This window comes from Lactiplantibacillus sp. 7.2.4, assembly GCF_018991185.1.
GTDB lineage: Bacteria > Bacillota > Bacilli > Lactobacillales > Lactobacillaceae > Lactiplantibacillus > Lactiplantibacillus pentosus.
This window is the reverse complement of sequence record NZ_JAGYGS010000063.1, coordinates 1-18,503: the sequence shown is the minus strand read 5'-3', so window position 1 is coordinate 18,503 and position 18,503 is coordinate 1. Positions and strand designations below refer to the sequence as shown.

Here is an 18,503-nt window from a genome sequence, read left to right as displayed (position 1 = left end):
CTCTGTTAATTCACCATTATGCTGAATATTAAAAAGCTTTTGACGCTCATCTTGTAATTGGCCTTGTGAGAAATCATTGGCATCTTTCTTTTCTGGTTTCCAGGTAAACGAATAGCCAATAACTGGTTTCCCACGCCCTTTACCATATTTTTTTCTAACCGTTAATCCTCTAAACAAAGGAGTTAATTCTTCTTTAATGGGTTTTATAACAAATTTATCGACGTTAGAGGGACTATTCCAGTAACTTTTGGGCATATCTAGTAATTCAAAAAAGTCTTCTTTAGAAAAATAAGCATATCCAGTGGTTCTGAACTGTTTTAGTAACCGAAACATTGTTTTTGCGTAACTACTTTTTAAATCTCTAAACTCTGCCAACGCATAACGAACCCAACTTTCAAGCTTGTTTAAAAGGGGTAAAGCACGTTCATAAACTTTTACGTCTACATAAGGTTCTTCTGCATCTCCATCAATTTTAAATTCTGTAAACAAAACAAAAAACTCTCGAGTTAATCCACTTTTACTTCGTCTACCAAAATGTAATCCCATCATTTTTTCATAAGTTCTCTGAATGTCATCTTCAAAACGGTTATTTGCAGTAGGTTTATAAGCACTTAGCTCTTTTAATTGATCAAAAGTAAAACGAATGGTCTGATCACTCTTATCACGCATACGAGAAATAATCGAAAAAAATAAATTCATTTCAACTGGAGTAAATTTTCGAAGTGGAATGGTATTTAACTCTGGATCATATTTAATAATTTCATTTCCCATGCTGTACCTCCTAATGATTACAAATTAATTTTAGATTATGTTTATCAAGTAGTCAACTTTATAGTTCTACTTGATAAACAGACAAAACCTACTTGATAAACAGACAAAACCTACTTGATAAACAGACAAAACCTACTTGATAAACTTCTATAAGCCTTGGGAGAGTAAGGTTCAAGAGGGGTCTAAAAGAGGTTTAAAAGAGGTTTATAAAAGAGGTATATAAGAGGCACCACTGTACGAGATCAAGACCTAAAATCAAAAACACAAAGGAGTGAGCCAAAAACCGGCTCACATTAAACTCCATTCGCTACGCTCTTTGCGCCTCACTTCGTTCGTTGCCTAAAAAGGTGTGGCAAGCCACATTTATACGGGCGCTGACGCCCCGCACCCCGTCAAGCTGAACCAGCTTGACCGTTTTTTCACTCGCCGTTAGGCAGGAAAGCAAAGTTTTATAGAAACTTTGGCTTTCGCCAATTCAGTGTTAAGACTGGTTTAGAGCTGTCAATTCCTTATGCTCCCACGCTTTGCTCGTCCGCTACCATTGACAGCAAACAGTTAGCTTTTCTAAAACATAATAAGAATTTAACTGCTATGTCCCTTTTAAGGCCTTTATTTTCAATTCTCAGCAGTTTTAAGCATATTTACATATAATTTATGCCAAAACAAAATAAAAAGCCCTCAGTGAGCTTTTAGAGGGCTAAATTACAAATCCTGGTCGATTAATAATATCTTCTTGTCTTTTTTGCAAAATGTAAGTGTACAAGGAATTATACAAATTCTGTTTGATCTCATCAGGTTCATGAACAAAAGCTTCAAACAATTCTTGAATATCAACTTGCCAAGGATCAGCAAGCATTTCATCAATGGGCTTTAATACTTTCTTTTCGTCCATCTGAGTTATTCCTAACATTAGCTAATTATTTCAGGTTTAAATTAAAGGCATCTTTTTATAGTTAGTTATTCAAAGATTGTGATTAAGTTTAGAAAGAAAAACGGTGTAAAGCAATTAAAAAGATTTGTTTGAGCGCAGCGAAATCTAATACAATTTTTGGGATATCGAAACACGTCAAAGTTAGTTGACGTATAAGTGCGCATTGAACTAAAAAAACCTTTTATTTTAATGATCAAGTTAGCTATTTTTTAGCGTCATTAAACGGAATGAAATGAGTTTAATGCGCACTTATACATAGAACATCTATGTGAGTCCGAAAACCGAGCAAGACTCGGTCAAGGCGCACTTACACTCCACTAAAAATTAGTGGAGGTTTTGTGCTTAAAATCTGTCTCAGAAGTTGCCTTCGGCAACAACTAAAAATCCAAATAAAACTAACCAAAATCAATTTGATCTAACATAGTTTCGGTACTGGCTTGGTCTAAGCCTAAATAAGCTAAAGTCATGGCTTCACTTGAATGATTTAATAAGTGCATGACTAGGCCAATATTGTAATTTGATTGCGTGTAAACACGATAAGCCCCAGTTTTACGCATTGTATGGGTACCTAGATAATCAATTCCTAACAGATCGCCAACCTTGCTCATAATTTTGTAGAACTGTTTTTCCGTGATATGTCGCTCTGGGTGTTGAATGGAAGGAAAGAGCCATTCAGAATCTAGCTGATGATTAAGTAGCCATTGGCGATACAATAAGAGCTCTGTTTGAACTGGTTTGAGGTACAAGGTATTAGGTTTACCAGTTTTTCGATCGTGAATGAACGCATTTTGTTTAATAGAACCGTCCGGATTAAAAATATCGGTCTGTTTCAAGCGCATGACATCACTGACTCGCAACAGTGTTGCTTTGCCAACTTGAAAAATCGTATAGTTACGCCGGCCAGCTTTAAAGTTATTGAGTAAAGTATCTTGAACATCATTAAGTATATTTGAATCTTTGATTGGTAGGACAATTTGTTGCATATAAAAATCACCTCGTTGGTGGAGACGTAATCCCTTGGTACAAGCGGAAATATGAATTTCACACTTCCGCTTGTACCAAGGATTTGTGTAATAACATATTTGTTTGCTTTTTGATAGCCAATAAGCTATCATGTGAATATGAAAAAAATGGAATTTGACTATTATGACTGGAATGAATTTAAACAATTTTTGGATCAATTACCTGATAAAGACGCTGCCAAATTAATTGCGACCATTCAAAATATTGAAAATAACGGTCTAATCATCGCAGAACGTCAATTATGGGTCAAAAAGCTAGAAAACAATCTCTATGAGATTCGTTCTAAGAGAGCTTCAAATATTCAGAGAGCTATCTATTTCCAAGTACAAGGATCTCAGTACTTAATCACCAATGCATTCACAAAGAAAACGCAAAAAACACCAGAAAGTGAAAAGAAAATTGCTCGGAATCGACGCAGCAAGTATTTTAACAAGGAGGACCAACAATGAGTAAAATTGACGCATATGTTACTGAAAGAAGTAAAAACAATCCTGATTTTGCAAAACTCGTTGAACAAGAAAACATCAATTTAGAGGTAGCAGTTAAAGTCCGTGATCTCCGTGAAAATATGGGTATGAGTCAACGTGCATTTGCTAGTCTAATTGGTAAACCACAATCAACCATTGCTAGAATTGAAAATGGATCAATGAATGCTTCGACTAGGGTATTGTCTGAGATTGCGCAGGCAACTAATCAGCGATTAACCATTCAATTTATGCCGGTAATATAATTAAAAACTACCAATGCTAAGGAGTTAGAAATAATGGATTCAGGTAAGCAATCATTAAATAATAATAAAATGTTAGAAGCAATCACAAATAATGATTTTCGCTCACTCTTAAAATTAGTCGTTGAAAATCCAGTTGCACATGTTAACAGATCTGAATATTTAGCAAAAGTATTTAAAGTAACAGAATCAGATATTATCAATGGGCACTTAGATATTTCCTTAAAAGAAAGAAAAAAAGTTGCACAAAAACAAATTACAGCAACGGTAAGAAATACTACTGTTATTTCTTTTCTTACTGGAATTCCCGGGGGAATTGCAATAGCAGGGACAATACCTGGCGATATTATTCAAAACATGGTTTACTCCATCAGATTGGCTCAACAATTAGCCTATATATATGATTTTGATGATTTGATCGAAGAAGATGGAAAAATTCAAACAAATGGATTGTTATTATTTTTAGGAACAATGGCTGGAGTAAATGGATCAGCTTCTTTGTTGCGGGTGTCAAGTTCTAATGCTATAAAGTATGCTTCTAAACAAATATTAGGGAAACCTTTAATGAAAACTTTGTGGTACCCATTATTAAAAAAAATAACTAGTATAGTTGCTGGCAAAACACTAACCAAAAAGGGACTAGCCTCTGGAATTGCGAAAATTGTTCCAGTCGTTGGTGGGGTTACTTCGGGAAGTATAACTATGATTGGAATGGAAATGTCAGCTAAGAAACTAAATTCAGAGTTATTAAGGGGATTTGAACAGAATTATTCAGAAAGAGATTATGAAAAAGATATAAAAATTATTGAAGCAGAAATAATATAAATAGGGTCCTTATCAAGGGACTATAAATTGTATAAGCATATAAATAACCCCCAATATCTACATTATAGATATTGGGGGCTATTCTTTCAATGTTTTCGAGGGGTTATTTGATAGAAATGGGCCCTTAAAAATATATAGCTTACTTGATCTTCCCATTTTCCTGGAAGATCTTTTTTGTTCGAAAATAATCCGACAAAAATTTGTTTTCTTGTTTTTCTGTGCTAAAATTAAGCCGTCTACTCGAACGTGTGTTCGAATATTGAGCAAATAATTTTTAAGGAGGTTGAATCAGAAACTGCTTACTCATTTGATAGCTTGTTCGTTGTAGGCGCTTATGGTTGCTAAACAACACAGAAAGGACGATTTATGTATGGATGAAATGGTAAAAGAAACACAAGTCTGTCTCAACAAAACTTACGGTAAAGTTTCTGGCTTTGGTAAAGTACCCGAGGACGGTAATACTGGTTGGAACACAGTTTATGGGTTAACTAGAGCCCTGCAACACGAATTAGGTATCACAGATCTAGTTGATAATTTTGGCCCTTAGCCCCCGATCCTGGAACAGTGATTGGCTATGAACTCGATGCTACTATTATATTTGTAGGTATACTAGCTTTGGCTATAGCCGCTTAAAACTTAAAAACAAGGATTCAAAAGAATCCTTGTTTTTTTTTATACTTATGAGAAAATTATAAAAAATGTTCTCTAAATTTGTTTAATCCATGAAAGAAGACTTCTTATGACCTTTTTTATTGATTTATTGTTACTTTTAACGTTGTTTTTTTTAATTTCTTATCTTTACACTACAAAAAAAGAAAAAAGAAAAAAAACAAGCATTATTGAGCTTGGTAGACTACCAATTTTATATGGAAAACATTACCGTACTTTTCAAAAGTTTAATAAATTCCGCCTCTTATTTGGAGCCTTAGCATTAATTAGTCTTACAATTGGTATTTATACTGCTATTTTTGAAAGAGATTTTTCTATGCTTGGATTTACAGATTCCATTGGTTTTTTTGCATTATTCTTTGCTTTTTTTATGGAACTTTTAAAAAACCAAACAATACAAAGGAAAAAGATACAGTATGACCACGCATTAAAGATTACAGATAAAGAAAAAAGAAACAAGACTATTTCTATTTATGGTATTTGTGCTTGCTGTTTCTTATTAGGAATCTTAACTTTCACAACACTTTAAATAATCATTTTAGGGTCTATTATGCAGTAATGGACCCTGTCAAAGCTTGATTTACCGGCCTCTTTATTTCAGGCTTAAAAGTAAGGGGCAAAAATCAATAAGAAACTATCAAAATCGCCCCTGAAAAAGGAGCGATTTTTTCATGAAACAAAAAGTGTTACCGATCAAAGATTCCAATGTTTTAATTAAAGTTCAACGGTGTTTACAAGATGATTTTAAGGCGGGTGTCCGCAACTACACTATTTTTCAAGTCGGTAAGGCGACTTTACTGCGTGTCAGCGACATTCTCCGGCTCAAACGGGCTGATGTCTTTGATGACCAGGGGAATGTGCGTCAGAATGCTTTTCTCCACGACCACAAGACCGGCAAAGCCAACCGGTTATACTTAAAACCGGTCACCGGTGATCTTTTAGCCTATCAAAAATGGTTGCAGCAAGCAAATTTAGTCTCGCCCTGGCTTTTTCCGTCGATTCAGCGCCCCGAGAAACATATTGCCGAAAAACAATTCTATAAGATCATGGCTAAAGTCGACGATCTTCTCAATTTAGACTATTTAGGCACCCATACCATGCGCAAAACCGGCGCCTATCGAGTTTATATGTAGTCCAATTACAACATTGGGCTGGTCATGCACCTCTTGAATCACAGCAGTGAGGCCATGTCCCTAGCTTATTTAGGGCTAGATCAAGCTAGTACCGAAGAAATGTTAGACAATATCGACTTTGGGTAAATAAGAAAACAACAAGTTAGCTAACACAAATAATTGCGTTAACTAACTTGTTGTTTAGCATAGTTTAAAGCTTCAGGAAATATATTTTTTTCGATTTGTCGGGCTGAATAAATTGTTCCAACTAGTTCTTTTTTTAAATCATTAGCTTGTTTTACATTACCTTCCTTTTCTGCTTCTTTTGCTGCAGCTAGTGATCGTTTTATTTTAAGCCTAATTCTATTAGGAACCTTGCTTACATGATCTGGATACAAAATTACACCAGTTATTTTTTTATATTTTGTTTTTCCATAATACATTTCTTTTTTACTCTTAGACTTGTGATCATAAGCATGTAGCTTTTTATTAACAATTTTAATTAATTTATCTTTCTGTATCTGATTTTTACTAGAAAAGGTTAAATCATCCACATAAGTCGAAAAAAGTAAGCTATTTTCGTCAGCCAAGTTAGCCAACTCATCAAACATTTTTTCATAAGCATAGAATGCCAAGACCATACTAACGGGAGATCCTTGAATTATACATCCATGATATGTTGTTAAATCTGTTAGTATTTCTGCAATATCAGGGGCACATTTTAACCGATTTAGAAAAAATCTGTAAACATACTCTCTTCCACAATTAGGAAAAAAGTTTGCTATGTCGAATTTTAAAACATAACAGGAATCCTTATGAAATTCTGCATTATCTGGCCAATTTTTCCCCTTTTCCCCTGCCATTACCCACTTAGGCCTTTTAACATACCGTAACTTTTTATAAATTTTTCCCTGTATTCTTTTCAAAGTTTTTCCGGGAGCATTTATCTTTCTTTTTTCAGTAGAATTTTTCTTGGGTTTATACACAATATGGTATTGAGGATTTTCCGCATTCTCTTTTAATATTTCTAATGGTATCCCTAATATTTCTGCTAATCTTTTTTTAGAACCACATTTATATAATGCCGATTGATTAAGTGCATATTTTCCTCTTTTCACTATATTACTACCCTTCTTTTTTAGACATAGTAGAAATCCATTTCAACATTAGTTTTCTTATAACCTTTGTTGTTTTGCCTTCCTTTTTTAAATCGTCTTCTTTTTCCGCTAAAAGTAGTACAGTAGAAGGCTTCATATCTAAAATATGTGCATACTTTTCTAATATTTCTAAAGAAGGCTGTTTTTTACCATTCTCAATTTCCGATAAATAACTTGGAGATATTAACAGCCTTTGACTAAAGTCTTTAGCCGTGTCGCCATATATTGTACGTAATTGTTTTAAAATTGCTCCTATATTCTCCATAAAAATCGCCAAATCCCTTCTAACATTGATCAATAATTATATAAAAAAAAGACAAGGTTTCCAGATAGATTTAAAAAAGGCCCTGAAAAAATTTTTCGAATAAAATCCCAACTTTGAGTAGATTCTCCAAAACTTTCATCACAGAGATAAATAATTTATATCTCTTAGAGGCCTTTCCACTATCTAAACGATGTTCTACGATCAATCTATTTTTGTTTCGTTGCTGCATATTTTTATACATCCTTTCCAGATTTCTTAAAGAAATCTTCCTTACGGGAAAGAAATGGGTGCGTAGAACATCTTACCTTGTCTTTCATTCTGGTTTGAGGGAGTCCTTCCCCTCAAACCAGGCGAAGGGCGGCGTTGCCGCCCCGGAGCCGGGACGGGCTGCGAATTCTGTACCCTCCAAAGGTTAGACTCTTATCTGAAAAAGAGTCCACGAGTTTAAAAACTCCACTGGCTTAAGGAAATACCCTTAGATCGACAATATTATTGTATCATATTATTCGCTATTTGCAAATACTATTCGCAAAATATTGCTTTTTTAAGTACACTAATCCTCATTATGTCAAATAGGTCCGCTTAAACTTCAAATGGACCTATTTTTCAATTCTGTTAAGTATCCAAAGTAAAGTTGCTTGGATAATATACTTGAGATTCCAGATCTAACTTAGGATTAATTAATTGATGATCTAAATAAAACTTAATTGCCGGCTGCTTACTTTCGTTTGTTGTAATAAACATTTTTCCTATCAAGTGTAACTGCATTGCAGTATATTTTGCATAATAGGCATAAAAGTATATGGCTTGTGGATAAGGATATATATAATTCATTTTCTTTAAATACGACAACATGCGATTTACAGATATATTTGCTCCCTTAGCGTTTCTAAAAGCAATTAATACTTCCTGCACACCGCCAGAATAACTTGGTCTAATCGTTGCTTCAATCAATGATCTTTCCAGGCTAGAAACACGAACAGGCAGTGAAAATCCCAGCGGCTTAATTGAACGCACTCCAATATAGTTGGTGTTTTTTCCATTCAACAAAATTACTGTATAAGATCTATCACGATAGAGAAATGTTGCTACATTTTTTGTTTTCCTAACGGGCTTAAGAAATGCTTGATCAACTTTTTTTTGAGTTAGTTGAGCATTTTTTTCATCAACATGTTTAACTGACTGTTCATAGTTAACATAAATAGTTGTGGGATCAAGATTTGTAATTTCATTAGCAAAAAGTGCACTAAGATGTGATAAATGTGCTTTTTTAGGGGCTATACTAAGCGCAATTTCATATGGAGAAACATAATCACTTGTTGTTAAATAACGGTAAAGTAATCTATCTCGATATAATATACTTATTTCTTCAAGGATTCCTTGCTGTAATAAAATAGTTGTTAATCCCGTTAAAGTCGTTCTTTTTAATATGTCTTGTTGATCTTGAAGCTCATGTAAAAGATCCATTAACGAACTTCGATTCAAAATATTTCTATGGTTAATAAGAAATTTAGTTACTGTTTCTTTATTATCTAAAATTTGTTGAGTTGCTGTTTTTTTCATTTGCTTACTCCAATTTTGACGTTGATAGTTAAGCATAGGTATATATACCTATGCTTTGTTAGTAACCTTTATTTATTACATAATACTTGAAATAAGCTTTGTCGTCAAAGCATAGGTATATATACCTATGCTTTTTTATAAAACTTCATGCTATACTAGAAAGAAAAAGGAGTGGTATAAAGCATGGACCAAGAGCAAATTAGAAATATTGTAATTACATCAATTTTTTCAAATGACGTGTTACTTAACAAATTAACCTTAAAGGGTGGTCATGCCTTAGAACTACAAGGAGTCAATGTACGTGCCTCACAAGACATTGATCTTGCTATTTCACATAATATTAAATTCACCAAGGAAGAAAACGAACCTCTTTTTAGAGAATCTCTAACTGCGGGGTTTGCAGAAGTTGGTTATCAGGTAGTTAACTTTACTTTTAACGTACGTCCACGTCATAAAAATAAAATAATTGAAGACTATGAACATCAATCAAAACTACAAGATGTTGTCTGGGGCGGATATCATATAAGGTTTGGAATTATGCCACAAAAAAGATATATTACTTTAAAGAACGATCATGTAGAAAATATAGGAGCACATGCTGATACAACATGGGGAAACAAGAAGAACATTGAGATAGATTTAAGTAAAGATGAATATACCGAACCTCGTGAGGAAACAGATCTTGAGGGATATACAATTTATTTATATACACCTATCATGATAGTCTATGAAAAAATACGTGCCTCCTGTCAACAATTACCTCAGTATAAGATTGGAAGTACTAAAGAACGTGCTCGCGATCTATTTGATATTTACGAATTATTAATCCACAACGATGATTTACATGATCAAATGTTAAGCCCTGACAACATCTATATCTTAAAAGAAATGTTTAAATTAAAAGACGTTGATTTTAGCCTGTTACTACAAATAAATTCTTATAAAAAAGAACTATTCAATGACTATCAAAACAATGTTCTACCTCAAATTAGAAACGAAAAAGACAAGCAAGACTTTAAGTTTATTTTCAATTTCGCAGAACATCTATTTAAACAAATTTATAACTTAGTTAGTCGTTAAACTATTTTCTTTGCTAAAATAAAGCTAAAAATAACTTTATTAACGGGGGTTTTAGCTATGGCTAGTGAACTGGAAAAATTAGACGAATTACAGCGGAAATTAAACGAGCGGAAACGCAAAGCGCGGACCAAAGAATATCAGAAATTAGGCCGTGCCTTTTATCAAAAGTCCCAAGCCAAAACTTTTGCGGGTGCGCACCAGATGTTAGATCATGTTCCCATGTTTCAGCAGTCCGCGCAAAAAACCAATTTAACGGACGCCCAAATGCAGCAATTAATCGACATTGCTGATCATATACACTGGAACGGAAATTTTTGGCAGATCGAAGATCTTAAAAATGTTTCGCAATGGCTGGCCCAATTTCGGACCGATCAGGACCAAAATTAGGCGGCCTGCTTTTAGAAAAAATAGCCCACTTTGTGACGACAAATGCGGGCTATTCTTTCTTGCTTTTTTCGGTCACATTTTTGGCACAAAAAAGGGACGGTTTCAGCTCGTTTTTATGCCGAAAAGCGAGCGTCTTTTGAGGGGGATAAAAGGGGGAATTTTTGTGCAACAAAAAGCCCTCTTTTCAAGCCAGGAATAAGGACAAAATGCGCCAGCAATTTGTATGTCATTCCGACAGCTTGCAGTATCTGACTTAAAATGTTAGGGTGAACGTGCATGAATAATAAACGTTGACACTTACATTTTCCAGCAGGAAGCTAAATGAATAATGCAGCTTAATGCTGTGGCTTTTAAGGGGGTGAATTACTTGTCTAATCTTAAATCAGACGATGAACGACAAGTCAAACGCATTAACTTTCGCTTAGATCAAACTGAGTACACTAAATTAAAATTATCGGCGGAAACTTATGGTCTGACGGTCTCTAACTATGCTAAAAAACTAGCGTTAAATTCTAAGCTCCGGCAGCCCTATTTTGATCACACCGCAACTAAAGAACTATTACTTGAATTAAGTCGCCAGGGAACTAATCTGAATCAAGTTGCCCGGCAGTTAAATCAACAACCGGAACTACCGCAAACTAAACAGCTTCTAGCGGCTTTACAAGCGATCCAAGAGGAGTATCGAAAATTATGGCAACAATTGCAAAAGTAAGTAATGCAGCCAGTGCCACTTTTGCCCTCGGCTATGGTTTAGGTGAAAAAACTCCCTTACATCATGACACCAAAAGCTGGTTAGCGGATCATGATTTAGCCCAACCCGCTGAACTTGAAAATTGTCGAGCCGTGGTTGTGGGCGGTACGAATGGGATTGACCCTTTGATCGCTAACGAACAGTTTCGTGCAGTCCGCCAGCTCTTTCACCAAACTCAAAAGCGCAACCAGGTCTTACGGATCACCCAGTCTTTTGCTGATAACGAATTAGACCCACTTAACCACTTAGACTGGCAAAAGGCCAATGACCTCGGCGTGCAATTAGCCAAAAAACTTTATCCTGATTATCAAAGTGCCGTTTATACCCACTTAGACGGCGCCAATCACCATTTACACAACCACATTATTGTTAATAAAGTTAGTTTAACGACTGGTAAGAAGTTAGATGAAAAACGGGGCCAAACGGTCAGCCGGGTCCGGACCACCAATGATGAATTAGCGCGGGCCCAGGGTTGGCATATTCTAACGCCGGTTCGGGAACACCAGTCACAAACCGAACAGGACCTGACCCAAGCCCAAAAATATTCTTACATGGCCGATCTCCGTCACCGCATTGATGGAGTTATGCAAGACCCCACCGTGAGCTCATATGAGGCCTTCTCAGCTCGTTTAAGCTCAAATGGGGTAAATGTAGCTTTACGGGGGCAAAACATCTCATACGCGTTTTTAGACGCTAATCAGAAGCAACGACGGGCTCGTGGGGCCCGTTTAGGGACAGACTATGACAAGGAGGCGCTTTTAAATGAGTTGGCGCGACGAGAACAACAAACCCAAAAACAAACTGAAATTTCAAACGACCAGCGACCTCTTACAGCTGATCGCGAAATTGAACAACGAAAACCGGCACTTGAATCAAGAAAACCAGGTCTTGACCGTCTTGCAGTCGCAACTGGCCGGGCTCAACGAAACCAATCAGACACTAAACACCGCTTTGACCGATTTAGAAAAGCAGTACGACCACTTACAAATGGTTTACAGCACTTTAAAGACGGCTTACGAGCATTTACAAAACGAGCTCGCGAACTCTTAGACTTGCGTGCTAGTCGTCTCAATTTTGCCCAAAAATTTCAAGCTGACTTAGCACGTAAAAAACAAGCCCAGCAACAACAGCTGCAACATGATTTAAGCCAACGGACGCGACAAACACCGTCACCGCGGCAGAATAATAAACCAGGAAGGGGACCTCATCGATGAATGTCGATAAAAAATTGTTTAAACAGATATATGACGCTTACGACGACAACCAGATCGACTTTAATAATGTGCCGGCTTTTAAAGAATTGGTGGAACAAGCCGCGCAAGAGCAAATGGCGCAAGTGTTAAACACAACTGAACTTGAAAAAAAGCAGCAAGCACTGCTAGACGAAGAACAAGCCTGGTATCACCAAGAAGCTGAAAAAATGTTAAAAGAAAAGCGCCGGCAACTTGATAATCCAGGCTTACATTTTAGCGTTTATGATGATCTAAGAAAATATAAACAGCATGCGACTGACCTACAAGCTGAGTTAAAACAACAAGAAAAACAATTCCATGAAGCCGAAAAAAAGGCCTTTTGGCAACACGCCATGGTGACCTTATTAGCGATCGCCAACAGCTTGATCTTAGTTTGTCTAGTTTTATTTGTGTTAAAGACTTTGCTGTATGACGGTATTTGGCGCGGTTGGGGCTTCTATAAGTTATATAACACTGTTTGGGCCTTGCATACCGATCATTACATTGGCTCTATTATTCTAGGGATCGTGGGTTTTATTGGTATAGGTATTGCGATTGCCTTTAGTTTCTGGTGTGCCCTGCAAATGACCCATTATTTGACTGATTTTAAGCTCTCTCGGCTTAAATTTTGGAAAAAGGATAAAATGTCTTAAAAGTTAAATAAACAGCTTAAGCAGCCAAATTAAAGCTCTGACAAAGTGTCAGGATTCTTGTTTTGGTTTTAAGTTACAATAATAGCTAATTAACTTGGTCAGGTGGTTGATAGCTATTAGCAGTTGAGGCGCTTGCTCTGAGGGCGTGCCCGAAGATTTTCTGAACAACATGTTTTGAACTTAGCAAAGGAGCCTTGGGCGACTGCGCAATGAGCGGAGCGAATGGAGTTAAATGTGAGAGTGGTTCTCTCTTACTCCTTTTTAAGCGAAGGTACCGAGCTAGAATCTATTTTTTTGTGGAATTTTTTTATTTTTTTGCTTGAAAAAGGTCACGCGCGCGCGTTAAAAAATACATTAAAAAAATACATTAAAGATTATTTCTTTAATACTTTTAAATACTTTAGGGAACGACAAAGTCTTTATTATCAAGGGTTACAGCGTAAATATATACCTTTTTTGTACGTCATTTATACCTTTTTTGTACGTCATTTATACCTTTTTCGTACGTCATTTATACCTTTTTTGTACGTCATTTATACCTTTTTTGTACGTCATTTATACCTTTACTTGTAAAATAATGTGTTATAAGGTATAAATGTTATAAGGGTTATAAAAGGAGATATTATATGCAAGATAAAGATGTTGTAAATAAAAAAGCAAACTTAATGATTAACGATCTACTAGCTCGGGAAAATTATTTAGTTGTACAAGCAAACGATTTAGCTAAGGCATTTGGTGGTTTAACCTCTTTTCAACATAAAATCTTGGATTTTGCTATTAGTTTTGTAAAAGCTGATAGTACACCGTTTGAATCTTATGATGTTCAAATTTTAGCTATACTTCATCATTTAGGCCTTAATGCTTCTGGTCAAAATTATAAAAGAGTGGCAGAAGCTTTTAAAGCTCTTAACGAAAATACGGCATTATACTTTAAAATAATGCGTCCCAATGGAAAAATTGGTGTTCGTATGACCCAACTCTTTAGCAGAATTGACATGTTTGAAGATGGATCTGTTAGATTTAAATTCTCCGAAGATGCAGCCCCCTATATTTTTGATCTTAGAAAAAATTTTTATTCTTTTAAGTTAAGTGAATTAGCAACGATTAAATCAAAGTATAGTCTAATCATGATGAAATTATGGGAAGCCAATAAAATGGGGGATGAACAAAACGTTTCCATTAACGGTTCCTTAGAGGATTGGGAGAGTTGGTTTTTAGGAAAAGACATTCGTTGGCCAGCTGGAAAATTTGGTCAAAAAGCTTTAGACGTTGCTATTAAAGAACTTACACAAAAATTAGGAGTTTGGTTTACTGTCACGAAACAAAAAAGAGGTCGTTCTATCGTAGGTTATGAAATCACTATTCATGGTAAAGAAACTAAAAGGAGCCAATTGAATTAGGAGAAAAAAGTATGAAAACTGTAAAAGATTTAGCTGCTGATCTAAAAGTTACTCCTCAATATATAAATAGAGTAATAAATCAACTGCCTATATCTAAAAAACCAAAACAAGTTAACCACTCTTATCAAATAAGTGAGGCCGCTGAGGCTGCTATAAAGGATTTTATGAGTATTAGGCATAAAGAGAAAGAAACAAAACAACAAAGAAACAAAAGTTTAAATGTTTCTTTGTTGCAGGAAAAAATATCGTCTCAATTAGAACAAGAAAATCAGTCTTTAAGGCAACAGCTTGAGACTAAAGATAAACAAATTGAGAAACTACTTAATCAAAATGAACACATACAAAAATTAGTAGACCAAGAACAACAACTACATTTATCAGATCAAAAACGAATAGATCAACTTGAGCAGCCAGAAAATGAACAATCTAGTACAAATCAACATAATAGTCAGGTAATGAATAGCAGTGACAATGAACAAGAAGAACAACCAAAGCAAGGTTTCTTTAAACATCTTTTTGGCAGTAAATAAAAGGGGCTATTGGTGAGAAACAGACCCTCAAAAATATATATTACTTGATCTTCCCATTTTCCTGGAAGATCTTTTTTGTTCGAAAATAATCCGACAAAAATTTGTTTTCTTGTTTTTCTGTGCTAAAATTAAGCCGTCTACTCGAACGTGTGTTCGAATATTGAGCAAATAATTTTTAAGGAGGTTGAATCAGAAACTGCTTACTCATTTGATAGCTTGTTCGTTGTAGGCGCTTATGGTTGCTAAACAACACAGAAAGGACGATTTATGTATGGATGAAATGGTAAAAGAAACACAAGTCTGGCTCAACAAAACTTACGGTAAAGTTTCTGGCTTTGGTAAAGTACCCGAGGACGGTAATACTGGTTGGAACACAGTTTATGGGTTAACTAGAGCCCTGCAACACGAATTAGGTATCACAGATCTAGTTGATAATTTTGGCCCTTCAACTGCCGCTAAATGGGATACTCAATTTGCTAATAAAGTTAAAACTGGCTTTAAGCACAATGTTGTTAAAATAATCCAAGGTGGCTTTTGGTGTAAGGGTATCAACCCTGAAGACTTTACCGGAGAATTTACTACTAACACGGCTGCTGCTGTCGTTGAATTAAAAAAAGACGCCGGTATCAAAGACACCAGCGCCAATGTAAACTCGGATATTATGAAAGCCTTGTTGACAATGAGCGCGTTTGTTTTAGTTCCTGGTGGGGACGCTAAAATCCGTTCAATGCAACAACAGCTTAATCATGATTATCAAGCTTAAACTGGTATTTTACCATGTGATGGAATTTATCAAAGGGATACGAACACTGCTTTGATTTATGCTTTGCAGTCAGTGGAAGGTATGGATACTGGAACTGCTAATGGTTATTATGGTCCTGGTACGATCAATAAAACACCAACTGTTAATTCTGGCGCAACTGGGGCAATCGTTAAAATTATTCAATATGGTCTTTACGTTAATGGTTTCTATTCAGGCGCCTTCAATGGCCAATTTACACAAAATGTTGCCGACGGTATAGTTTCCTTTAGAAAATTCATGAAGTTGCCTCCTTATACTTCAACTGCTGACCTAACTGTGATCAAAGGCTTATTAACTAGTAATGGTAACACTAACCGATCTTCAGATGGTGTCGACATGGCTACTCAAATCACATCAGCTGCTACGGCTAAATCACTGAAAGCAGCTGGCTATAACATTATCGGCCGTTATTTGACAGGAAGCGTCGGGACTGGTGCTGATAAACGAGATAAAAATTTGACTAACACTGAAGTTAAACTGCTATTAGATGCTAACCTTAAGATTTTTCCGATTTACGAAGATGGAGGTTATGAAGAAAGTTATTTTAATAGCAAGCAAGGTTTCGCAGACGCTTCTATTGCCGTTAATACTGCACGTCAGCTTGGCCTACCAAGTGGGACAGTTATCTATTTTGCCGTTGATGTTGATATTCAAGATGGAAACATGAGTAGTACGGTTGTCCCCTATTTCGAGGGTATTACTGGTATTATAGGATCAACTGAATATAAAGCAGGTATTTATGGAACACGCAATGCGTGCTTGCATGTAAACCACTTAGTTAAGTATAGTTTTGTTGCTGATATGTCTTCTGGATGGAGCGGAAATTTAGGGTTCAAAATGCCTGAAAATTGGAGCTTTGATCAATTCAATGAATTTACTGGAGCTTCAACAGGGATTGATATGGATCAAGTTGCTGTCTCTGGTAAAGATAACGGAGTTTCTAAAGTTACCAAAGTTAATATAAATCCTAACGCTGCTTTCTTTACCCAACTGCAACAAGTAGAAGACCAGGCATATAGTTATATCAGCGGTGAAAGCTCTTCAACACCTGCTGAACAACTTGTTACCCAATTTTATAGACAATTTTCCTATTCTTCACCAAGTTGGGCACCCTTGGCCGGTGGATTAAATACTAGCTGGTTAGCATTCGCAAACTCAGCATTACATGTTTCAAAAGAAAGTGACTTCGAAACTCTTTATGATAGTACTACTGGCATAAAAATTGGCTTACCACACATGATGGCTTCTTTAAACGCACTTTTATTTTGGGGAGAACCACAGTCAGCCTCAGGAATTCAGGACCTTGGGGGCTGGTGTGGAGATCTTTTAACAAGTATAGAAGATGCTCATCTTAACCAGAAAAAATACGGCTCTTTTTATGAATCAATTACTGCATATGTAGGTAATAAAGGGCAATTTGGAAGGGAAGATTTGGTTGACGATTTGGATGCACTTAACGTTTACAGTACAATCCATTCGCAAAACAACCAAACTATATCCAAAATTATTAAAACTTATTACACCGGTAATGAAAGCTCCGTTCGCTTTAATTCTTACCTAAGTAATCGTTTTGATGATGACCTTGATTCACTACAGAACGACACATATACTCTTTTAAAAGGTGGTACAGGTTCATGGGGTGCAGCTTATAAAACCGCTTTATTGGCTTTTAAAAAGTTTAAATTACAAAAATATCCTTCTTATACTGACAGTGAAGCAAAAGACGCCGCTAAAGCTTTTCGCAAGTTAATTGAACAAAACGCATAGAAAGTAATAAGCAAAATGATAAACTATATATATTAGTTTATCATTTTACTTATTTTAGTTTTTTACTTTTATCTAAAAAATAGAAAGAGGTGCTAAATCAGCCTTGTACTCATGGTTAATCGTAATATTAGTTGTTTTTTTTCTCATAACAATTGATTTTTTATATTTATGTGACCATATAAATGATACTATCATTGAAAATGGCTATTTTAAAAACATTCTTACAATTATTATTTCAATTTTATCTAGTTGGTTCATCTCCAAATATTTGGGCCCTTTTTTTCTAAATTTCACTTCAGAAGTTGGAGTTACCAATTCATTCGGCTTTATATTAATAATTGTTGCATTAATAGGCTTTTCACTCCTATTCAACGCTGCAAGGCATGACATTGTAACTAGGAAAAAAACTGTACAGCAGGCTCAAAAAAAATACTTCAGACACAATCAAGTCCTAACTTTTTCTATGGTTCATTACGTAATCGGAATAAGTAGTGTTGTAATAGTTAATAGCATTGTATATTTACCAATCTTCCTCGACTTTTTAATTCCGATTCCCAAAAGTTACCCTGGTAACGTTGAAAAAATTGAACTCCAAGAATTCATTACTTTTATTATTACTCTTGTAATGCCTTTTTTAATCATAGTTTTTACCCCCTTTTCTTTGAAAAAATTACTCTCCCATTTCAATAAATAGGGTCCATTATCTAGTATAGACCCTATATATTCATAGCCCCTTTCTGTTTGGTGTTAAAGTATTAGTCATCGATGTCATGCACTATCTTGTTTAGCTCCGTTTTGATGGAACTGGAAATATTTTCTAAATTGAAATGATTATATATTTCTTTATCCTTAAGCATC

Annotated in this window: 20 protein-coding genes and 1 pseudogene; 15 read left to right on the top strand and 6 right to left on the bottom strand. The window is 35.4% G+C overall.

Annotated elements, in window-relative coordinates:
- The 3 genes from KGF70_RS14310 to KGF70_RS14300 form a co-directional block, all read right to left on the bottom strand.
- Positions 1 to 771, bottom strand: a 771-nt coding sequence (locus KGF70_RS14310; RefSeq protein WP_216779858.1) for a replication initiation protein, incomplete at its 3' end; no start/stop codon positions are given.
- Between the two features lie 697 nt (positions 772 to 1,468).
- A complete protein-coding gene (locus KGF70_RS14305; protein ID WP_216769625.1) occupies positions 1,469 to 1,681 on the bottom strand; it encodes a hypothetical protein in 213 nt (70 codons plus the stop codon).
- A gap of 416 nt (positions 1,682 to 2,097) precedes the next feature.
- Positions 2,098 to 2,685: a site-specific integrase gene (locus tag KGF70_RS14300; protein WP_105316358.1), complete on the bottom strand. Its 588-nt coding sequence runs from the start codon at positions 2,683 to 2,685 to the stop codon at positions 2,098 to 2,100.
- 138 nt (positions 2,686 to 2,823) lie between these two features.
- Between KGF70_RS14300 and KGF70_RS14295 the strand changes: the two genes are divergently transcribed.
- From KGF70_RS14295 to KGF70_RS14270, 6 genes and pseudogenes are all read left to right on the top strand, one after another.
- Positions 2,824 to 3,174 carry a type II toxin-antitoxin system RelE/ParE family toxin gene (locus KGF70_RS14295; RefSeq protein ID WP_011117005.1) on the top strand — a complete coding sequence of 117 codons (351 nt, stop codon included), beginning with the start codon at positions 2,824 to 2,826 and terminating at the stop codon, positions 3,172 to 3,174.
- The gene (locus KGF70_RS14290; protein ID WP_010015131.1) at positions 3,171 to 3,455 is read left to right on the top strand and encodes a helix-turn-helix domain-containing protein; all 285 of its coding nucleotides are present in this window, start codon (positions 3,171 to 3,173) and stop codon (positions 3,453 to 3,455) included. Before KGF70_RS14295 ends, KGF70_RS14290 begins: the two co-directional genes overlap by 4 nt.
- Before the next feature lie 33 nt (positions 3,456 to 3,488).
- Positions 3,489 to 4,277, top strand: a complete 789-nt coding sequence (locus KGF70_RS14285; RefSeq protein ID WP_056980515.1) for a hypothetical protein — start codon at positions 3,489 to 3,491, stop codon at positions 4,275 to 4,277.
- 370 nt (positions 4,278 to 4,647) lie between these two features.
- Positions 4,648 to 4,824, top strand: a complete 177-nt coding sequence (locus KGF70_RS14280) for a hypothetical protein (RefSeq protein WP_216769262.1) — start codon at positions 4,648 to 4,650, stop codon at positions 4,822 to 4,824.
- 192 nt (positions 4,825 to 5,016) lie between these two features.
- Positions 5,017 to 5,475 carry a hypothetical protein gene (locus KGF70_RS14275; RefSeq protein ID WP_017866851.1) on the top strand — a complete coding sequence of 153 codons (459 nt, stop codon included), beginning with the start codon at positions 5,017 to 5,019 and terminating at the stop codon, positions 5,473 to 5,475.
- A gap of 142 nt (positions 5,476 to 5,617) precedes the next feature.
- Positions 5,618 to 6,205, top strand: a pseudogene (locus KGF70_RS14270) (tyrosine-type recombinase/integrase).
- 38 nt (positions 6,206 to 6,243) lie between these two features.
- On the opposite strand, the gene KGF70_RS14265 reads toward KGF70_RS14270, so the two are convergent.
- The 3 genes from KGF70_RS14265 to KGF70_RS14255 all read right to left on the bottom strand — a co-directional run bounded on the left by KGF70_RS14265 (position 6,244) and on the right by KGF70_RS14255 (position 9,043).
- The gene (locus KGF70_RS14265; protein WP_158245755.1) at positions 6,244 to 7,176 is read right to left on the bottom strand and encodes a reverse transcriptase family protein; all 933 of its coding nucleotides are present in this window, start codon (positions 7,174 to 7,176) and stop codon (positions 6,244 to 6,246) included.
- A gap of 7 nt (positions 7,177 to 7,183) precedes the next feature.
- Positions 7,184 to 7,492, bottom strand: coding sequence for a helix-turn-helix domain-containing protein (locus tag KGF70_RS14260; protein ID WP_225368141.1), 309 nt, complete (start codon positions 7,490 to 7,492; stop codon positions 7,184 to 7,186).
- Between the two features lie 603 nt (positions 7,493 to 8,095).
- Entirely contained in the window at positions 8,096 to 9,043 is a 948-nt protein-coding gene (locus KGF70_RS14255; protein ID WP_105923540.1) for a hypothetical protein, read from the bottom strand.
- A gap of 183 nt (positions 9,044 to 9,226) precedes the next feature.
- On the opposite strand from KGF70_RS14255, the gene KGF70_RS14250 reads away from it, so the two are divergent.
- From KGF70_RS14250 to KGF70_RS14215, 9 genes are all read left to right on the top strand, one after another.
- Entirely contained in the window at positions 9,227 to 10,123 is an 897-nt protein-coding gene (locus KGF70_RS14250) for a nucleotidyl transferase AbiEii/AbiGii toxin family protein (protein ID WP_103152859.1), read from the top strand.
- 57 nt (positions 10,124 to 10,180) lie between these two features.
- Complete coding sequence (locus KGF70_RS14245; protein WP_216769261.1) at positions 10,181 to 10,510, top strand: hypothetical protein; 330 nt, start codon at positions 10,181 to 10,183, stop codon at positions 10,508 to 10,510.
- A gap of 367 nt (positions 10,511 to 10,877) precedes the next feature.
- A complete protein-coding gene (gene mobC / locus KGF70_RS14240) occupies positions 10,878 to 11,222 on the top strand; it encodes a plasmid mobilization relaxosome protein MobC (RefSeq protein WP_103152868.1) in 345 nt (114 codons plus the stop codon).
- Positions 11,201 to 12,475, top strand: a complete 1,275-nt coding sequence (locus KGF70_RS14235) for a relaxase/mobilization nuclease domain-containing protein (RefSeq protein WP_103152861.1) — start codon at positions 11,201 to 11,203, stop codon at positions 12,473 to 12,475. Before mobC ends, KGF70_RS14235 begins: the two co-directional genes overlap by 22 nt.
- Positions 12,472 to 13,146 (top strand): hypothetical protein, encoded by a 675-nt coding sequence (locus KGF70_RS14230; protein ID WP_105923539.1) that lies wholly within the window; start codon positions 12,472 to 12,474, stop codon positions 13,144 to 13,146. Before KGF70_RS14235 ends, KGF70_RS14230 begins: the two co-directional genes overlap by 4 nt.
- A gap of 626 nt (positions 13,147 to 13,772) precedes the next feature.
- Positions 13,773 to 14,546: a replication initiation protein gene (locus tag KGF70_RS14225; protein ID WP_103152863.1), complete on the top strand. Its 774-nt coding sequence runs from the start codon at positions 13,773 to 13,775 to the stop codon at positions 14,544 to 14,546.
- A gap of 11 nt (positions 14,547 to 14,557) precedes the next feature.
- Positions 14,558 to 15,076: a hypothetical protein gene (locus KGF70_RS14220; protein WP_103152864.1), complete on the top strand. Its 519-nt coding sequence runs from the start codon at positions 14,558 to 14,560 to the stop codon at positions 15,074 to 15,076.
- A 271-nt stretch (positions 15,077 to 15,347) separates the two neighbouring features.
- Positions 15,348 to 15,839 carry a hypothetical protein gene (locus KGF70_RS17420; RefSeq protein ID WP_253955624.1) on the top strand — a complete coding sequence of 164 codons (492 nt, stop codon included), beginning with the start codon at positions 15,348 to 15,350 and terminating at the stop codon, positions 15,837 to 15,839.
- Between the two features lie 81 nt (positions 15,840 to 15,920).
- Entirely contained in the window at positions 15,921 to 17,645 is a 1,725-nt protein-coding gene (locus KGF70_RS14215; protein WP_021730106.1) for a glycoside hydrolase domain-containing protein, read from the top strand.
- Positions 17,646 to 18,503: the final 858 nt, after the last annotated feature.